Genomic DNA, 16,874 nt, shown 5'->3' on the forward strand with positions numbered 1-16,874 from the left:
GCGGATCCGGAGAACGTCAACACCTTGTTCGCCTGATTTTTTCCCGCTGCCCCGACCCGGTGTTGCTGCGTCGAGCCGACCATCTTAACCGGTTTTCAGGGCACGTCAACACCTCGTGAACCCCGAAACCCATCAACCCGCTCCGCCGTCCTGCTCATCCGGGTCGGCGCGGCCGCGTAGTCTGCACCAGTGGGGATGAACAGGGAAGACCCGGCGCAGCATTTCGGCAACTTCCGGCTTGACGCATCTCCGGTGGTGCAGGAAGGTTTGCCGGGTAGGAATCAAAAGGACTGGCAATGACCCCGATACGAGACATTTCCGCCGGCGCGCTGCTGCTTTGTGCGCTGTTTTTGTCCGGAAGCGCCTTGGGCAATGGCTTGTGGGTTGAAGTGGGCGACGCCCGCTACGCGGTGGAGATTGCCGACGACGACGCCGAACGCGCCCGCGGACTGATGTTCCGGGACCATATGGCCGATGACCGCGGCATGCTGTTCATCCATGAGCGGCAGGGACCGCAAGCGTACTGGATGAAGAACACCAGGATCGCGTTGGACATCCTGTACTTCGACGACGACCGTCGCCTGGTGTCACAGCAACGTGATGTCCCGCCGTGTTCGGCGGGCAACGCCTGTCCGCCCTACCCCAGTGATGCTCCGGCGCGATACGTGCTGGAACTCAATGCTGGCCAGGCTGCTCGACTGGGACTGCAGAACGGTGCCGAACTCCGACTAGGCCCGGATATCCCGACACTCTGACGAAAAGCCGGCCTGTCGGTTGTGGGCGCGCCGTTCCCCAATGGAGCGGGCCTGCGACATCAACCAGTACAACTTCGATCGCGACGATCACCGGGCCTCGGTGTCACAGCTCCATCATCTCGAAGTCATCCTTGGTGACACCGCAATCAGGACAGGTCCAGGTCTCTGGAACGTCGTCCCAGCGGGTGCCCGGCGCGATGCCCTCTTCCGGAAGACCGGATGCTTCGTCGTAGATGAAGCCGCACACCACACACATCCAGGTGCGGAACTCCACAATGGAGGCGATCTCGGACATGGTCGGATAATGCTCAATTGAAGGGTGACGACCTCATTATCCCATCCCCCTACCTCAGGTGAAAGCTTCCCATGAACCCAGCTTGGCCGCGCAAGGGCCTTTACGCGATCACGCCCGACGAACCGGACACCGCACGACTGCTTGCCCGGATCGAACCGGTCCTGCGCGCCGGCGCGGGTTGGCTGCAATACCGCAACAAGTCCGCCGACGCCGTCTTGCGGAAGCAACAAGTGCTTGCACTGAAGCCGCTGTGCCGGCAATACGGTGTGCCACTGATCATCAACGACGATTGGCAGCTTGCGGTCGCGCTGGGGGCGGACGGCGCGCACCTGGGCCAAGGCGACGGCGACCTCGCGGCTGCTCGTGCGGCGCTGGGAGCGCATGCCATCCTGGGCGCCACCTGTCAGGACAGCCTGGAATGGGCCGTTGACGCCATAGCGCAGGGCGCCAGTTACGTCGCCTTTGGCGCCTTCTTCGTCTCGACCACCAAGCCGTTGGCTCGCCGTGCCCCGCCGGAACTGCTGCGTCGCGCGGCCCGGCTGGGAGTGCCCGTGGTGGCCATCGGCGGGATCACGCCGGACAATGGACGGGTACTGGTCGAGTCCGGCGCCGACCTGCTGGCGGTCGTGGGCGGGATATTCGATGCCCCCGACCCGGTCGCCGCGACCCGCGCCTACCTTTCCTGTTTCACTGTTGCTGGAGCACTTCCCGAATGAACCACGACCACTCGCATGCCTTGTTCGCCCGCGCGAGCCAATTGCTGCCCGGCGGCGTCAATTCACCGGTACGCGCGTTCAAGTCGGTGGGCGGGGAGCCGTTCTTCGCCCAGCGCGCGCAAGGACCCTATCTGTTCGATGTCGACGGTAACCGCTACATCGACTACGTCGGCTCCTGGGGGCCGATGATCGCCGGCCATGCGCATCCACAGGTGCTCGACGCGGTTGCGCGAACCATGCGCGACGGCCTCAGCTTCGGGGTACCCAACGAGCTGGAAGTGACGATGGCCGAGACCATCACCCGGCTCATGCCCAGCTGCGAGATGGTGCGGATGGTCAACTCCGGTACCGAGGCGACGCTGTCCGCCATCCGGGTTGCGCGCGGCGCTACCGGACGGTCGCGGATCGTCAAGTTCGAAGGCTGCTACCACGGCCACGGTGACAGCTTCCTGGTCAAGGCCGGCAGCGGCGCGCTGACCCTGGGCCTGCCGAACTCGCCCGGTGTGCCCAAGGCGCTCGCGGACCTGACCTCGACCTTGCCATACAACGACTTCGACGCCGCGACCGCGATGTTCGAGGAGATCGGCGACGAGATCGCCGGCCTGATCATCGAGCCGATCGTCGGCAACGCCAATTGCATCCTGCCGCGCGCTGGCTACCTGCAGCACCTGCGCGACCTGTGCACCCAGCACGGTGCGCTGTTGATCTTTGACGAGGTGATGACCGGCTTCCGGGTCGCACTGGGCGGCGCGCAACAGCGCTATCAGGTCAGTCCGGACCTGAGCACGTTCGGCAAGATCATCGGCGGCGGCATGCCGGTTGGGGCTTTTGGCGGCCGGCGCGAGCTGATGAGCCAGGTCGCGCCAAGCGGACCGATTTACCAGGCCGGCACACTGAGCGGCAACCCGGTCGCGATGGCCGCGGGACTGGCAACGCTAGGCCTGATCCAGGCGCCTGGTTTCCATGATGCGCTGGAAGCCAGCACCAACACGTTGTGCGATGGGCTGGAATCGGCCGCCCGTGACGCTGGCGTACCGTTCCACACCACCCGCGCGCCGGGGATGTTCGGCTTGTATTTCCGCGAAGGCCCGGTGGAATCGTTCGCGGATGCCACCGCATCCGATGCCGCCCGGTTTGGCCGGTTCTTCCATGCGATGCTCGAACGAGGCGTGTATTTCGCCCCGTCGGCCTTCGAAGCCGGTTTCATGTCCAGTGCACACGAGCAAGCCGATATCGCCGTCACCGTGAGCGCCGCGCGCGAGGCGTTTGCGGCATGCAAGGATTGAAACCGGCTGCCTGACGGCGCTGGCACCGAACTGCCAGAACGGTTCGAGTAAACGACCACTTGCATGCGGGCGGCCGCCGTCGGTCACCACTGCCCGGTGTTTGGCATCGAGGCCCACGGCTCGGCCACGGGCAGCGCCTCGCCCTTTTGCAGCAACTCGATCGAGATCAGGTCCGGAGAGAGCACGAAAGCCATCCGGCCGTCGCGCGGCGGCCGGTTGATCGCAATACCCCGCGATTGCAGGTGGGCACAGGTCGCGTAGATATCGTCGACCTGGAACGCAAGGTGGCCAAAGTTGCGCGCGTTCCCGTAGTCCTCCTGCGAACCCCAGTTGTGGGTCAGCTCGATCTCGGCTTCGGGGTTTTCCGGGGCGCCGAAATAGACCAGGGAGAACTTGCCTTCGGCATTATCCATCCGGCGTGTCTGCACCAGCCCCAACCCTTCGGTGAAGAATCGGCTGGTGGCGTCCAGGTCATGGACCCGAATCATGGCGTGCAGGTATTTCATCAAGCGCTCCTCAAATCACAAAAAAAGGTCCGGCAGCAACGGTTGCGCCGGATCCATCGCGTAGACGGAAAAGTCCTCGACGCCCGCCTCGACCAGCACCTGCTCATCGATCAGGAACTGGCCGTGGAAGCCGGCGGCCGGCCGCACCAGCACCGCGTGCGCGGCATCGGCGACGATCTCCGGCTTGCGACAGCCGGCTACATCGATACCCGGGATCATGTTGAGCGCATCGGTGGCAATGATCGTGCGTGGCCATAGCGCGTTGACCGCGACCCCTTGCGGCCCGAACTCCGCCGCAACTCCAAGCGTCACGAAGCTCATCCCCATCTTGGCCAGGGTGTAGCCGGTATGCGGTCCCCACCACTTTGGATCCAGGCTGGGCGGCGGCGCCAAGGTGAGGATATGCGGGTTGGATGCCTTCTGCAGGTGCGGCAGGCAAGCTTGCGCGCACAGGAAGCTACCGCGTGCATTCACCTGGTGCATCAGGTCGAATCGCTTCATCGGCGTATCCAACACCCCCTGTAGCCAGATCGCGCTGGCATTGTTGACCAGGATATCGATCCCGCCGAACGTCTCGACCGCGGCGGCGACGGCCGCATCGACCTGCGCCTCATCACGGATATCGCATTGGACCGCCAACGCTTTTCCACCTGACTCCTCGACTTCCGCGGCGACCGTGTGGATGGTGCCAGGCAACTTGGAATGGGCAGACGACGAGCGGGCCGCGATGACGATATTGGCGCCGTCGCGCGCCGCCCGCAATGCGATGGCACGACCGATGCCACGCGAAGCACCGGTGATGAACAAGGTCTTGCCTGACAAGGTGGGCATGAATGCTCCAGTCGTGGGGTCGGCCCATTGTAGGCAGTGACTCCGTGCCTGCACCGCGATCTCAGGGCTTCGGACCCATGCCCTCGTTATCCTCCCAATGCAGCAGCCGGCGGGTGATGAAGCGATATACCGGCTTTCCGGTGGCGAACCACGCTTGGCGCACCCAGGAATGGCGCTTCAACACGCGCAGCTCGACCGGGGTCAGCATTTCCGGGCAATAAGTGCGCTTGTGCTTGAGCAGATGGCGCAGGTCTTCGCGTGCAAGCAGGCGCATCCAGCGCGAGCGCGGATGGCCACGAACGGCCAGCTGGAAATCAATGATCGCCGGGCTCCCATCGACCAGCACCAACCAGTTGGCCTCCTTGGCCAGGTCGTTGTGGACCAGCCCGTGCCGGTGGAGCTGCTGCAACAAATGGCGGGCACCCTGGAAATACGCCAGGTCACCATGCGGCGGAGCCTGGTACATCGCCGCGCCCTCCATGTAGCTGCGCTCCAGGCGTCGGCCGTCCCAGCGTAACAAGCGCGGCGTGGCCGGCATTCCATCAATACATTGCAAGGCACGCGCTTCGCGTCGGGCCAGCCACCATGCCGGTAGCCGCAGGCATGCCGGCACATGGGCGAGGTCACGACGTATGAATAACCCGCTGTGGTCGCGCATCAGCGAAATCCGGCCAAAGCTGTCGGCTTTCAGCGCGGTGACTTCCAATGCGACAGCGGAATGCGAAGTGCTCATCACGCCACTTTACCGGCAGCCGCCTGGTTCGGCAGCTCCCGCCCGCCGTTGTTGGCACACAGGCGGGCGGTTGGTTCCTGAATCCCGTAGCCGCAGGCTTGCCCAACAGGCATCAAAACCAGCATGACACTGACATAATGAGCCGATGAATCCGGCTTGGATCGACAGCGTCACCGCGTGGATTGGCACGCACCCCGTAGCGGCCGGCGCCTTGATCTTCCTGATCGCCTTCTGCGACGCGCTGGTGGTGATCGGTATCGTGGTCCCGGCATTGCCGTTGCTGTTTGCCGCCGGCGCGCTGGTCGGTCTGGGGCATGTCAACGGTCCCTATGCAGTGATGTGCGCGGCCAGCGGTGCATTCCTCGGCGACGCACTCAGCTACTGGTTTGGACGCCACCTCGGGCCGCGCCGGCTGCGCCAGCACTGGCCATTCGTTCGCTACCCGCAATGGCTGGATCGCGGCGAGACCCTGTTTCGTCGCCACGGAATCAAAAGCATCCTGATTGCCCGATTCGTGGGCGCGGTGCGGCCGTTCGTACCGGTGATCGCGGGCATGCTGCAGATGCCGCTGCGGCGATACGCCCTACCCAGCGCATTCGCCAGTCTGGCCTGGGCGGCAGTATTCCTGGCCCCGGGTTGGGTGTTGGGAGCCTCTTACGATGCCGCAGCGGCGGTTGCTGATCGACTCGCATTGGCACTGGGTGGTCTGGCGGTAGCCATTGCCCTGGTCTGGGCCGCGGTGCTCTACACCTGGCGCTGGTTTGCCAACAACGCCGACCATCTGTTGGCGCGCTTGTTGCGCTGGATCCATGCCCATCCCCTGCTCGGTCGTTACGCCGGCGCGTTGGTCGATCCGAACCGGCCCGGTTCTGCGTCGTTGCTGATGCTCGCGGCGTGTTTGCTGGCGATCAGCTGGATCTGCTTCACCTTGTTGGCGTTGCTGCTGGCCAGCGGCGGTCCACTGGCGGTGGACCATCACCTGCAGGACCTGATGTGGCGCTTGCGCAACCCGTTGGCCGATCACCTGATGGCGGGCCTGGCAAGCCTGGGCGACATCCAGGTGTTGGGTGTGGCGGCAAGCGTGGCGCTGGCCTACCTGTTGTGGCGACGGCGCTGGATGGCGGCCGCCCACTGGATCGCGGCGCTCGCGTTTGGCCTGGCACTGACCAGTCTGCTTGAGGCGGTGATCGACATGCCGCGGCCGCCAACCGCCCCCCCGGGGTTTGGCTTCCCGTCCGTGGCGGTGACCATGACCACGATCATCTTCGGTTTTTTCGCGGTGTTGATTGCGCGCGAGCTGCCTGGGCGTAAACGTGTCTGGCCATACCTGCTGGCCGGCGTCATCACCACCGTGGTCGGGTTCGCCCGGCTCTACCTGGGCGCGCACTGGTTGAGCGACCTGGTCGGCGGCACATTGTTCGGCCTGATCTGGCTGTTGATCCTGGGCATTTCCTACCGCAGCCACGTGGCACGCTCGTTCTGGATGCATCCGCTGTCGGCGCTGTTTTACGGCAGCTTCGCGATCGCCGCGGCATGGCACGCCCCGCACGCGGCCGACGCGCTGCTGAGCCGCTTCCCAACCGCACCACCCAGCGTGCAGGTCAGCAACGACGACTGGTGGCACGACGGCTGGGCCGGACTGCCCGCGCAACGCAACGAGCATGATGCACGCCGACGCTGGCCGCTGGACATGCAGGTAGCCGGCCCACTGGCACCGCTGCAGACGGCGATGGAAGCCGCCGGGTGGCGGGTGCAACCGCAGGCCGACTGGACCGGCACGATTACACTGCTCGATGACGACACGCCGATAACGGACCAGGTCGTGCTCCCGGCAACGCTGGATGCGCACGCCGAGACCCTGTTGATGCTGCACCCCGGAGCCGAGCCGGGCGAGCAGTACGCGTTGCGCTTGTGGCCGGCGCCAGCCGCGCTGGACGACGCCACCCCCTTGTGGATCGGCACCACCCAGACCTTGCAGGCCAGCAAGCCACTCGGAGCGGCGGTGCTGTGGCTGCCCGCCCCCCACAACGGTGAGGCGCATGGGCGAGTAGCCGATGCACTGAAAGGGTTCGACTCGATCCAGGCGCAACACCCGCACAATGGCGTACCGGTGCTCCGGGTACGCATCAACCCTTAGGCTCAGCTGTCCGGAAGCAACGAGAGCATTTGGTCCAGTCGCTCGTGTGGATCATCGGTCTGGAGCAGTTGCTGGCGCTGCGGGTCGGACAACGGCAACATCTCGGCCAGTCGCCAACCGACCCACGCCGCGTCGTCCAGGTGCGCATCAGCCAGCTTCGCGTACTCGCCGCCGACCTGCTCGACCACCCCTTTCAGCAAGGTCGACAGCAAGCCGTGTTGCGGACGCAACGGCTCGACCGGATCGGGATCGCACCAGTCCACCTGGGCCACCTGCAGGCCGTTGGCACGGACGGCGACCTGACGCACGTGGAAACGCCGCGCGCCGCGTACCTGCAAGGTCAACAACCCATCGTCACCGGTGTCGAAATCCTCGATCAGCGCCTCGGTGCCGTAAGCCGCCGCGGAACCCATGGCGTCCTCTTCCAGGATCAGGCAAATACCAAAGCCGCAGCTGTTGCGGCCGCACTCCCGTACCAGGTCCAGGTAACGCGGCTCGAATACCCGCAGTCCCAGCGTGCCGCCCGGGAACAGGACAGCCGGCAACGGAAACAATGACAACGATGGGGGATCGGTCTGGTTCGACATTGTCACCAGCCTAGCGCAGTCCAGGTTGGCCCTGCAGCATCGCCATGAAACGCCGCGGCGCTCCGTCAAAACCACCGTTGGACATGAATACCACGTGGTCGCCGGACCGCGTCTGCTGGCCCAGTAACGCGAGCAAGGCGTCTGTATCGGCCGCGGCAATGCCCTCGCCGCGCAGGGCGGCAATCACCTTGCCGGCATCCCACGCCAACTCCGGCCGGTGCAGGAATACCACCACGTCGGCCTCGTCCAGCGACGGTGCCAGCGCGTCGGCGTGTGCACCCAGCCGCATCGAATTGCTGCGCGGCTCCATCGCCACGATGACACGCGCCTTGCCGACCTTGGCCCGCAACCCGGCCAGGGTGGTGGCGATCGCGGTGGGATGGTGGGCGAAGTCGTCGTAAACGGTGATGTCGGCGTCCTGGCCAATCAACTCCATTCGCCGCTTGACGCTGTGGAAGCTGGTCAATGCCGGCAACACGGCGGCGACATCGCCGCCGACCGCGTCCACGGCAGCGAGCGCCGCCAATGCGTTCATCACGTTATGCCGGCCCAACAGCGACCAATGCACTTCGCCCAGCTCGACGCCGTCGTGGATGACCATGAAAGCGCTGCCGTCCTGCGCCAGCAAACGGGCGGTCCAGTGGAATGGCTGGTCCGGGGTGACCGGACTCACGGCCAGCGAAGCATCCAGGCCGAAGCTCACCACCGGCGTCCAGCAGCCCATTGCAAGCATCTCCGCCAGATGCCGGTCCTCACCATTGACGACCAACCGGCCGCGGCGTGGCACCGTGCGCACCAAGTGGTGGAACTGGCGCTGGATCGCGGCCACGTCCGGAAAGATGTCGGCGTGGTCGAATTCCAGGTTGTTGAGGATCGCCACCAGCGGCCGGTAATGCACGAACTTGCTGCGCTTGTCGAAGAACGCGGTGTCGTACTCGTCGGCCTCGACCACGAACAAGGAGCCCGGCGCCGTGGATGAGGGCGCGCCGCCACCCACCCGCGCCGAGACCCCGAAATCCTCGGCCACGCCGCCGATCAGGAAGCCCGGCGCGCGGCCGGCCGCCTCCAGCAACCAGGCCAATATCGAGGTCGTGGTGGTCTTGCCGTGGGTACCGGCGACGGCAAGCACGTCGCGACCCGGCAATACATTCTCGGCCAACCACTGGGCACCGGAGATGTACTTCTGGTTATCGTCCAGCACCTGCTCCACGGCCGGGTTGCCACGCGAGAGCGCATTGCCGATCACGATCTGGTCGCAGTCGGCGGAGATGTTGGCCGGGTCGTAGCCTTGGCGCAGCTCGATGCCCAGTTCCTCCAGCAAGGTCGACATCGGCGGATATACCGCCTGGTCGCTGCCCTCCACCTGGTGGCCAAGCTCGCGCGCCAGCGCCGCGACGCCGCCCATGAAGGTGCCGGCGATGCCGAGGATATGGAGTTTCATGCGTTTACCGGTTCTGCCGGGCTAGCCGACCTGCGGGACCGGTGCCAGCGCCTCGATCAGCCGCGCGAACACCTCGTCCAGCGAGCCCACCCCATCCACCACGCTGAGCTTGCCGCGCTGACGGAAGAAATTGACCACCGGCGCGGTCTGGTCGACGTAGACCTGCAGACGGGTACGGACCGATTCGGGTGTGTCGTCGGCGCGACCTTCAGCCTGGGCCCGGCCGGCGATCCGTTCGACCAGCAACTCGGTCGGCACCTCCAGTTGCACCGCCGCATCCATCGGCTGGCCGATGCGCTCGAGCAACGTGTTCAGTGCGTCGGCCTGGGCCAGATTGCGCGGATAGCCATCGAGGATGAAACCGCCACGGGTGTCGGCCCGCGAGAAGCGATCCTCGAGCATGCCCAGCAGGATCGCGTCGCTCACCAGCTCACCACGAGCCATCACCTCTTTTGCCTCAAGGCCAAGCGGGGTGCCGGCGGCAACTTCCGCACGCAGCAAATCGCCGGTGGAGATGTGCGGTACCTGCAAATGATCCTTGAGGCGGGTGGCCTGTGTGCCCTTGCCGGAACCGGGCGGGCCGAGAAGTACCAATCGCATCACTGTCTCCTGAATCTGGGCCTCACGGGGCCGGCGCTACAATTGCAGCGACCTGTCAACCTGCCGGGGCAAACGGCGCCCAGCTTACCGCATCCTGGGGCTATCCCGGCACCTACCTCTGGAAGCCCCATGCCCTCGGGAACCCTGCTCTATGCCCAGTCCGGCGGTGTCACCGCCGTTATCAACGCCACCGCTTCGGCGGTGATCCAGACCGCTCGCGCCCACAAGGTCAAGGTACTGGCCGCGCGCAACGGGATCCTGGGTGCATTGCGCGAGGAGCTGATCGACACCTCGAAAGAGTCGATCGCCGCGATTCGCGCCCTCGCCCACACGCCCGGCGGCGCGTTCGGATCATGCCGGTTCAAGCTCAAGTCACTGGACGAGGACCGAGCCAGGTACGAGCGCCTGCTGGACGTGCTGCGTGCCCATGACGTGCGCTGGTTCCTCTACAACGGCGGCAATGATTCGGCCGACACCGCATTGAAGATGTCGAAGCTGGCGGCCGAGTTCGACTACCCGCTGACGTGCATCGGCGTGCCCAAGACCATCGACAATGACCTCGCGCTGACCGATTGCAGCCCCGGCTTCGGCTCGGCGGCGAAGTACACCGCGGTATCCGTGCGCGAAGCGGCGCTGGATGTGGCTGCCATGGCCGAGACGTCGACCAAGGTGTTCGTGTACGAGGCGATGGGCCGGCATGCCGGTTGGTTGGCTGCGTCGGCCGGACTGGCGGGCAACGGACCCGACGAGGCACCGCACATCATCCTGTTCCCGGAACGCGTGTTCGACGAGGCGGTTTTTCTCGCCAAGGTGGAATCGGTCGTCAAGCGCGTCGGCTATTGCGTGGTGGTCGCCAGCGAAGGCATCCGCAACGCCGATGGTGCGTTTGTCGCCGATGCCGGCGGCGGCAAGGACTCCTTTGGCCACGCCCAACTTGGCGGCGTGGCTTCCCATCTCGCCGGCCGGGTCCAGCGCATGCTGGACTACAAGGTCCACTATGCGCTGCCCGACTACCTGCAGCGCTCGGCGCGGCACCTGGCCTCCAGGACCGATCTGGACCACGCGCAGGCGGTGGGCAAGGCAGCGGTCGAGTTCGCCCTGAAGGGCATGAATTCGGTGATGCCGGTGATCGTGCGCACCGGCGACGCGCCCTATCGCTGGAAGATCGAGCCGGCACCGCTGTCGAAGATCGCCAACAAGGAAAAGAAGATGCCAGCGGGATTCCTGCGCCGCGACGGCTACGGCATCACCGAAAAAGCCCGCACCTATCTGGAGCCGCTGATCCGGGGCGAAGCACCGCCGCCATACGGACGCGACGGCTTGCCCAGGTACGTCACGCTGAAAAATATCGCGGTAAAGGCGCAACTGCCGCCGTGGGATGTCGAAACGGGTTGAAACTCGCCCGGATGAGGCAGCTCAGTCGTTGCAGGTCTTGCCTTCCACCTTCATCACCGCCGCAAACACACTGGCGGCCGCTGGCTTGTCGGCGCTGGATGCGGGCTTGGAGCCATCGAGGTACACCCGGACGCGACCCTGTGCGTCCAGCTCCGGCGTGGCGCCTTCGGCGGCATTGCGCCACACCTGCACGATGGCCTGTTGCGATGGACAGGCGGCGTTGGGCACGCTGATCAGGTCGTTGAGTATCCATCCGCCGGCAAGCGAAGGCTTCGCCTTGGCGGCGTCCACGAAACGCGCGCGTGGCTGGCAGTTCGGGCTGGTGCGAACGACCGCGAACCGGTACGGATCGGCGGTCTCACCGGTAAACACGCCTTCCAGGCGGGCACAGGCCTCCGGGATTGTGCGCAGGGTATGCGCCACCCCAACGGCCTGGGCAGTGGCAGCCGGGCGGTCAATCTCCGGCTTGGGGTCGGCGGCCATTGCGGGCAGTGCCGCAACGAGAAGTAACAAGGGCATCAGGCGCATGGGCGCGCTCCGGTCAGCTACAGGTTGAAGCGCAGGCTGCCACGACGCGCCTGAACGGCCGCCGGAATGTGCCATAGTCGTGGCGTTGTAAGGCGCGTAATCCGAAATTCCATGTTGTTGTCCACTTTCTATTGGGGAGGGGTCCATGCTGGAGCAGTACGGTTTGACCTTGGCGCTCGTGTGCGCCGTTATCGCGATCCTGTACGGGATCATCTCGGCGCGCTGGATCAGCGCGCAGCCCGCCGGCAATGAACGCATGCAGGAGATCGCCGGCGCGATCCAGGAAGGCGCTCGCGCCTATCTCAATCGGCAGTACCTGACGATCTCGGTCGCCGGGGTGGTGTTATTCGTCGTCATCGGCATCTTCCTGGGTTGGCCGACCGCGATCGGGTTTGCACTCGGCGCGGTGTTGTCGGGTGCCGCCGGTTATATCGGCATGAATGTCTCGGTGCGCGCCAACGTGCGTACCGCCGAGGCGGCGCGGCGCGGCATCGGGCCGGCGATGGATGTTGCCTTCAGGGGCGGCGCGATCACCGGGATGCTGGTGGTCGGACTGGGCCTGCTGGGGGTCGCCGGTTACTGGTTGGTACTGGAGAAGATCGGCATCGTTGGCGAGCCTGCACTGCATGCATTGCTCGGACTGGCGTTCGGCAGCTCGCTGATTTCGATCTTCGCCCGTCTTGGCGGCGGTATCTTCACCAAGGGCGCCGACGTCGGTGCCGACCTGGTCGGCAAGGTCGAGGCCGGGATCCCCGAGGACGACCCGCGCAACCCGGCGGTGATTGCCGACAACGTCGGCGACAACGTCGGTGACTGTGCCGGCATGGCCGCGGACCTGTTCGAGACCTACGCGGTGACGATCATCGCCACCATGTTGCTGGGCGGGTTGATGTTCGCCGCCGACACCAACGCGGTGTTGTATCCGCTGATGCTGGGCGCAGTGTCGATCATCGCCTCGATCATCGGCGCGTTCTTCGTCAAGGTGAAGGCCGGTGGCTCGATCATGGGCGCGCTGTACAAGGGCGTGATCGTGTCTGCCGTGTTGTCGGCGGTGGCGTTCTGGTTCGTTACCGCCGACATGTTCCCGGACGGGCTGACCTCGCTGGATGGCACGCTGTCGGTGTCCTCGACCAACATCTTCTACTGCGGCCTGATCGGCCTGGTGCTGACGGGCTTGATCGTGTGGATCACCGAGTACTACACCGGCACGCAATTCAAGCCGGTGCAGCACATCGCCGCGGCGTCCACCACCGGGCATGGCACCAACATCATTGCGGGCCTGGGCATCTCGATGAAGTCGACCGCCTGGCCGGTGCTGGTGGTCTGTGCGGCAATCTGGGGCGCGCACGCGCTTGGAGGCCTGTACGGCATCGCCATCGCCGCAACCGCCATGTTGTCGATGGCCGGCATGATCGTCGCCCTTGATGCCTACGGCCCGATCACCGACAACGCCGGTGGCATCGCGGAGATGGCCGACCTGCCGCCGGAGGTGCGCGATATCACCGACCCGCTGGATGCAGTCGGCAACACCACCAAGGCCGTGACCAAGGGCTATGCGATCGGTTCGGCGGCACTGGCGGCACTGGTGCTGTTTGCCGATTACACCCACAACCTCAACACCGCCGGTGAAGCCAAGGCGGCCCTCACCGGCGTCGCCTACGAGGCCATGCGTTTCGATCTTTCCGACCACATGGTGATCATCGGCCTGTTGATCGGCGGATTGATTCCCTACCTGTTCGGCGCGATGGCGATGGAGGCGGTCGGCCGGGCTGCGGGCGCGGTGGTGGAGGAAGTACGCCGACAGTTCCGCGAGATCCCCGGGATCATGGAAGGCACCGGCAAGCCGGATTATTCGCGCGCGGTCGACATGCTGACCAAGTCGGCGATCAAGGAGATGATCCTGCCTTCACTGTTGCCGGTGGCCGTGCCGATCGTGGTCGGTCTGTTGCTGGGACCGAAGGCGCTGGGCGGATTGCTGATCGGCACGATCGTGACCGGGATTTTCGTGGCGATCTCGATGACGACCGGTGGCGGCGCGTGGGATAACGCGAAAAAGTACATCGAAGACGGTCATCACGGCGGCAAGGGCAGCGACGCGCACATGGCGGCGGTAACCGGCGATACCGTCGGCGATCCGTACAAGGACACCGCCGGCCCGGCAATCAACCCGCTGATCAAGATCATCAATATCGTCGCGCTGCTGATGGTGCCGCTGCTGTAGCCACACCGGCATCACGGATATCCAGGGCGGCCTTCGGGCCGCCCTTTTTTACAGGTGGGCCATGGATTCCGTGGCGCCGGCACCACCCCCGACGTGATGTTCACCTTTCAGTGCCCGGACCCCATTGATGCCGAAGTGGCGCCTGGCGTCGGCAATCCAATCTTGCGGGCAAACGCAGAAAAACGCGGGTCATCCCGGTAACGCAGGATGAAGGGATCGTAGAGCAGGTAGGCGACTCCCGGGTCGCGGTTGACCCACGCGCGATCCAGCCATTCAAAGACCTTGTCCGCGTCATTGCGCAGGGCATACACGTCGGCGATCTGATACGCGGCAACATCGGCCTGGGCGTCAACCAGGGCCTGCAATGCGGCATCGGCGGCCTCACGGTCATCACCGATCTGCAGTGCCAGCGCGAGTGCAATGTCGTGCCAGACCCCTGCCGGCTCCTGTCGCGCTGAGATCAGCGCGGCCTTGGCGTTGCCGCGCAGGATTTCGATGACGGCCAGTTGCTCGTAATAGACCGCCGCCTCGGGTTGCAGCTCGATTGCCTTGCGGATCGCCTGCTCCGCCTCGTCGAGACGCCCGACCGGCGCAAGATAGGTGGCGAGCCAGTAGTACCAGCTCGCATGCAACGGGTCGGCTGCCAACGCTTGCCGGGTCAGATCGACCGCCTGCCCGGGATTACCCAGGGTTGCCAGCAACACACCGAGTGAAAACTTGACGTCGCCATCGTTGGGGGCCAGCTGTACCGCGCGGCGGTACTCGGTTTCTGCCTGCGCCCAGTTGAAGTCCGCGGTGGACAGCAGGCGGCCGCGCGCCACATGCACCGCCGCCAGATCCGGATTCAGCGCCAACGCACTGGTAGCCGCCGCGCGCGCTTGTGCATACGCCTGCTGGGCCGGCGCACCGCCGAGAAACTGCGTCGCAAGATCCGTCCACGCGTGGGAAATCATGGCGTAGGCCTGTGCGTAGCGCGGATCGATCCGGGTCGCGGTGGTGTAGGCATCAATCGCCTTGCGCAGGTCGGCCTGGGTGCCGCGTGTACGGTAGAACTTGCCCTGCAGGTACGCGGTGTACGCATCCATATTGCCGCTGGGTGGGTGATCACTTTGCATCGCGGCGTCGGGCCCGGTCAGCAGTTGGGCCTTGAGTGCACTGGCGACCGCACTGGTGATCTCATCCTGCAGTGCAAACAGGTCCTTGAATGGCCGGTCAAAATGTTGCGACCACAGGGTGCTGCCATCGGCCGCCTCGACCAGCTGCGCGGTGATGCGCACGGTATCGCCAGCCCGGCGCACGCTGCCTTCCAGTAAATGGGCGACGCCAAGCTTGGCGCCGATCACCTTGCTGCTGTCCTTGCTGTTGCGGAACTGGAACGCGGAGTTCCGGCCGATGACCTTCAACCCATCAAACTGCGACAACGCCGTGATCAGGTCTTCGGAAAGACCGTCGGAAAAGTACTGCTGATCCTTGTCCCCACTGCCGTTCACCAACGGCAGTACCGCGATGGATTTGGCGGGGATGGCGGCGACGGCTTTCCCCGCGACCCGCTCGGTGGCACGCGCCGCGCCCTGCTTCTCGGCTTCCAGTTGCAGCGTTGCTTCGCGTTGCGGGGAAAACACGAACTTGTCGACCCCGAAATACGTGAGCGCGAGCAACAGCACGGCGACAATGGCCAGATTCATGCGTTGAGCCGTGCGTGACCCGATCGAGTCCGCCGCAGCAACCACAGCATCCAGCTTGAAACCATCCGGCGTGAATGCAAACACCCAGGCAAACACCAGTGCGGGTACAAACCCGATCGCGAGCACGATGACGATGCTCCGCATCAGCCAGTCCGGAGCACCGAACATCGGGAAGATGGTGTCCACCACCTGGGTGATCAACCAGGCTCCCACCAGATACAGGCCCGCCATGCGGATGACATTGCGGCGTTTGAGTTCGGCGAACAGGTTGCTTCCGCTCATCACGATCCCTTGGCTGGACGGCCCTGTGTCGAGGCACAGTGGTGCGGGTGTGCCGGCTGAACGGCCGGCATTCGCCGTCCTACCGACGCAGGCACCTTGATTGGCCCAACGCCAGTTGCTGGAAATACAGGACGCCCGCCCCGTCCGCGCGAGTTTGCCCAGGTGCGCGACCACGCCGATGGTGCGACGCAGCAGCCTACGAGGTAAAATCGTCGGCTTCACCCGGCCGCCGGTTGGCGCGCCCCTCACACCGCTTCGGAGCAAACCATGGGTCTGGATCATGTCACCACCGGCAAGAACCCGCCGGACGAGATCAACGTCATCATCGAGATCCCCAAGGATGCCGAGCCAGTAAAGTACGAGGTGGACAAGGAATCGGGCGCGATCTTCGTCGACCGCATCCTGTCCACCCCGATGCGCTATCCGTGCAACTACGGCTATGTTCCGCGCACCCTGTGCGGCGATGGCGACCCGGCCGATGTCATGGTGATCCTGCCGTTGCCGCTCATTCCCGGCTCAGTGATCCGTTGCCGTCCGGTCGGCGTACTCAGGATGAGTGACGAGGCCGGCAGCGACGAGAAGATCCTGGCCGTACCGTCCACCGATGTATTCAGCGGTTATGCCCATATCAACGACCTAGACCAGGTCAGCCCCCACTGGTGCGAGCGGATCGGGCATTTCTTCCAGCACTACAAGGATCTGGAAAAAGGCAAATGGGTCAAGCTCGACGGTTGGGGCGGCGCCGACGAGGCGAAGGCCTTGCTGGTCGATGCAATGAAGCGTCATGACGCTGAGGGGCATCAACCCGGGGCCTGATTGCCAGCCGGGCTGCTACGCAGAGAAAGAAGGCCGCCCTCGGGTGGCCTTCTTCATGTG

Annotated in this window: 16 protein-coding genes; 7 read left to right on the forward strand and 9 right to left on the reverse strand. The window is 64.9% G+C overall.

Annotated features, from left to right (window positions below; genetic code table 11):
* Positions 1–296 precede the first annotated feature (296 nt).
* Positions 297–755: a DUF192 domain-containing protein gene (locus tag ACW7G1_RS11555; protein WP_456979913.1), complete on the forward strand. Its 459-nt coding sequence runs from the start codon at positions 297–299 to the stop codon at positions 753–755.
* A gap of 103 nt (positions 756–858) precedes the next feature.
* On the opposite strand, the gene ACW7G1_RS11560 is transcribed toward ACW7G1_RS11555, so the two are convergent.
* The gene (locus tag ACW7G1_RS11560; RefSeq protein ID WP_456963401.1) at positions 859–1,050 is read right to left on the reverse strand and encodes a rubredoxin; all 192 of its coding nucleotides are present in this window, start codon (positions 1,048–1,050) and stop codon (positions 859–861) included.
* A gap of 71 nt (positions 1,051–1,121) precedes the next feature.
* Between ACW7G1_RS11560 and thiE the strand changes: the two genes are divergently transcribed.
* Together thiE and hemL are read left to right on the forward strand one after the other, a co-directional pair.
* Positions 1,122–1,766, forward strand: a complete 645-nt coding sequence (gene thiE / locus ACW7G1_RS11565; protein WP_456979914.1) for a thiamine phosphate synthase — start codon at positions 1,122–1,124, stop codon at positions 1,764–1,766.
* Positions 1,763–3,052, forward strand: a complete 1,290-nt coding sequence (gene hemL, locus ACW7G1_RS11570; RefSeq protein ID WP_456979915.1) for a glutamate-1-semialdehyde 2,1-aminomutase — start codon at positions 1,763–1,765, stop codon at positions 3,050–3,052. Before thiE ends, hemL begins: the two co-directional genes overlap by 4 nt.
* An 83-nt stretch (positions 3,053–3,135) precedes the next feature.
* Here hemL and ACW7G1_RS11575 read toward each other — a convergent pair whose 3' ends face one another.
* The 3 genes from ACW7G1_RS11575 to ACW7G1_RS11585 form a co-directional block, all read right to left on the reverse strand.
* Entirely contained in the window at positions 3,136–3,558 is a 423-nt protein-coding gene (locus ACW7G1_RS11575; protein ID WP_456979916.1) for a VOC family protein, read from the reverse strand.
* A gap of 15 nt (positions 3,559–3,573) precedes the next feature.
* The gene (locus tag ACW7G1_RS11580; RefSeq protein ID WP_456979917.1) at positions 3,574–4,389 is read right to left on the reverse strand and encodes an SDR family oxidoreductase; all 816 of its coding nucleotides are present in this window, start codon (positions 4,387–4,389) and stop codon (positions 3,574–3,576) included.
* Positions 4,390–4,450: 61 nt separating this feature from the next.
* Entirely contained in the window at positions 4,451–5,122 is a 672-nt protein-coding gene (locus ACW7G1_RS11585; RefSeq protein ID WP_456979918.1) for a serine/threonine protein kinase, read from the reverse strand.
* A 145-nt stretch (positions 5,123–5,267) separates the two neighbouring features.
* On the opposite strand from ACW7G1_RS11585, the gene ACW7G1_RS11590 reads away from it, so the two are divergent.
* Positions 5,268–7,259, forward strand: a complete 1,992-nt coding sequence (locus tag ACW7G1_RS11590; protein ID WP_456979919.1) for a bifunctional DedA family/phosphatase PAP2 family protein — start codon at positions 5,268–5,270, stop codon at positions 7,257–7,259.
* Between the two features lie 2 nt (positions 7,260–7,261).
* Here ACW7G1_RS11590 and ACW7G1_RS11595 read toward each other — a convergent pair whose 3' ends face one another.
* The 3 genes from ACW7G1_RS11595 to ACW7G1_RS11605 are packed head-to-tail and all read right to left on the reverse strand — an operon-like array spanning position 7,262 to position 9,887.
* Entirely contained in the window at positions 7,262–7,855 is a 594-nt protein-coding gene (locus tag ACW7G1_RS11595) for an LON peptidase substrate-binding domain-containing protein (protein ID WP_456980139.1), read from the reverse strand.
* A 1-nt stretch (position 7,856) separates the two neighbouring features.
* Complete coding sequence (gene mpl / locus ACW7G1_RS11600) at positions 7,857–9,287, reverse strand: UDP-N-acetylmuramate:L-alanyl-gamma-D-glutamyl-meso-diaminopimelate ligase (protein ID WP_456979920.1); 1,431 nt, start codon at positions 9,285–9,287, stop codon at positions 7,857–7,859.
* A 21-nt stretch (positions 9,288–9,308) separates the two neighbouring features.
* Positions 9,309–9,887 (reverse strand): adenylate kinase, encoded by a 579-nt coding sequence (locus ACW7G1_RS11605; RefSeq protein WP_456979921.1) that lies wholly within the window; start codon positions 9,885–9,887, stop codon positions 9,309–9,311.
* 129 nt (positions 9,888–10,016) lie between these two features.
* On the opposite strand from ACW7G1_RS11605, the gene ACW7G1_RS11610 reads away from it, so the two are divergent.
* Positions 10,017–11,282, forward strand: coding sequence for a 6-phosphofructokinase (locus tag ACW7G1_RS11610; RefSeq protein ID WP_456979922.1), 1,266 nt, complete (start codon positions 10,017–10,019; stop codon positions 11,280–11,282).
* A 21-nt stretch (positions 11,283–11,303) separates the two neighbouring features.
* Here the strand turns inward: ACW7G1_RS11610 and ACW7G1_RS11615 are convergent, their stop codons facing one another.
* Positions 11,304–11,810 (reverse strand): hypothetical protein, encoded by a 507-nt coding sequence (locus tag ACW7G1_RS11615; protein WP_456979923.1) that lies wholly within the window; start codon positions 11,808–11,810, stop codon positions 11,304–11,306.
* Between the two features lie 145 nt (positions 11,811–11,955).
* On the opposite strand from ACW7G1_RS11615, the gene ACW7G1_RS11620 reads away from it, so the two are divergent.
* Positions 11,956–14,031 (forward strand): sodium-translocating pyrophosphatase, encoded by a 2,076-nt coding sequence (locus ACW7G1_RS11620; protein WP_456979924.1) that lies wholly within the window; start codon positions 11,956–11,958, stop codon positions 14,029–14,031.
* A gap of 107 nt (positions 14,032–14,138) precedes the next feature.
* Here the strand turns inward: ACW7G1_RS11620 and ACW7G1_RS11625 are convergent, their stop codons facing one another.
* Positions 14,139–15,998, reverse strand: a complete 1,860-nt coding sequence (locus ACW7G1_RS11625; RefSeq protein WP_456979925.1) for a tetratricopeptide repeat protein — start codon at positions 15,996–15,998, stop codon at positions 14,139–14,141.
* Positions 15,999–16,265: 267 nt separating this feature from the next.
* Here ACW7G1_RS11625 and ppa point away from each other — a divergent pair, with 267 nt between their 5' ends.
* Positions 16,266–16,814 (forward strand): inorganic diphosphatase, encoded by a 549-nt coding sequence (gene ppa / locus ACW7G1_RS11630; protein WP_456979926.1) that lies wholly within the window; start codon positions 16,266–16,268, stop codon positions 16,812–16,814.
* Positions 16,815–16,874 lie beyond the last annotated feature (60 nt).

Source organism: Lysobacter sp. A378, assembly GCF_054052125.1.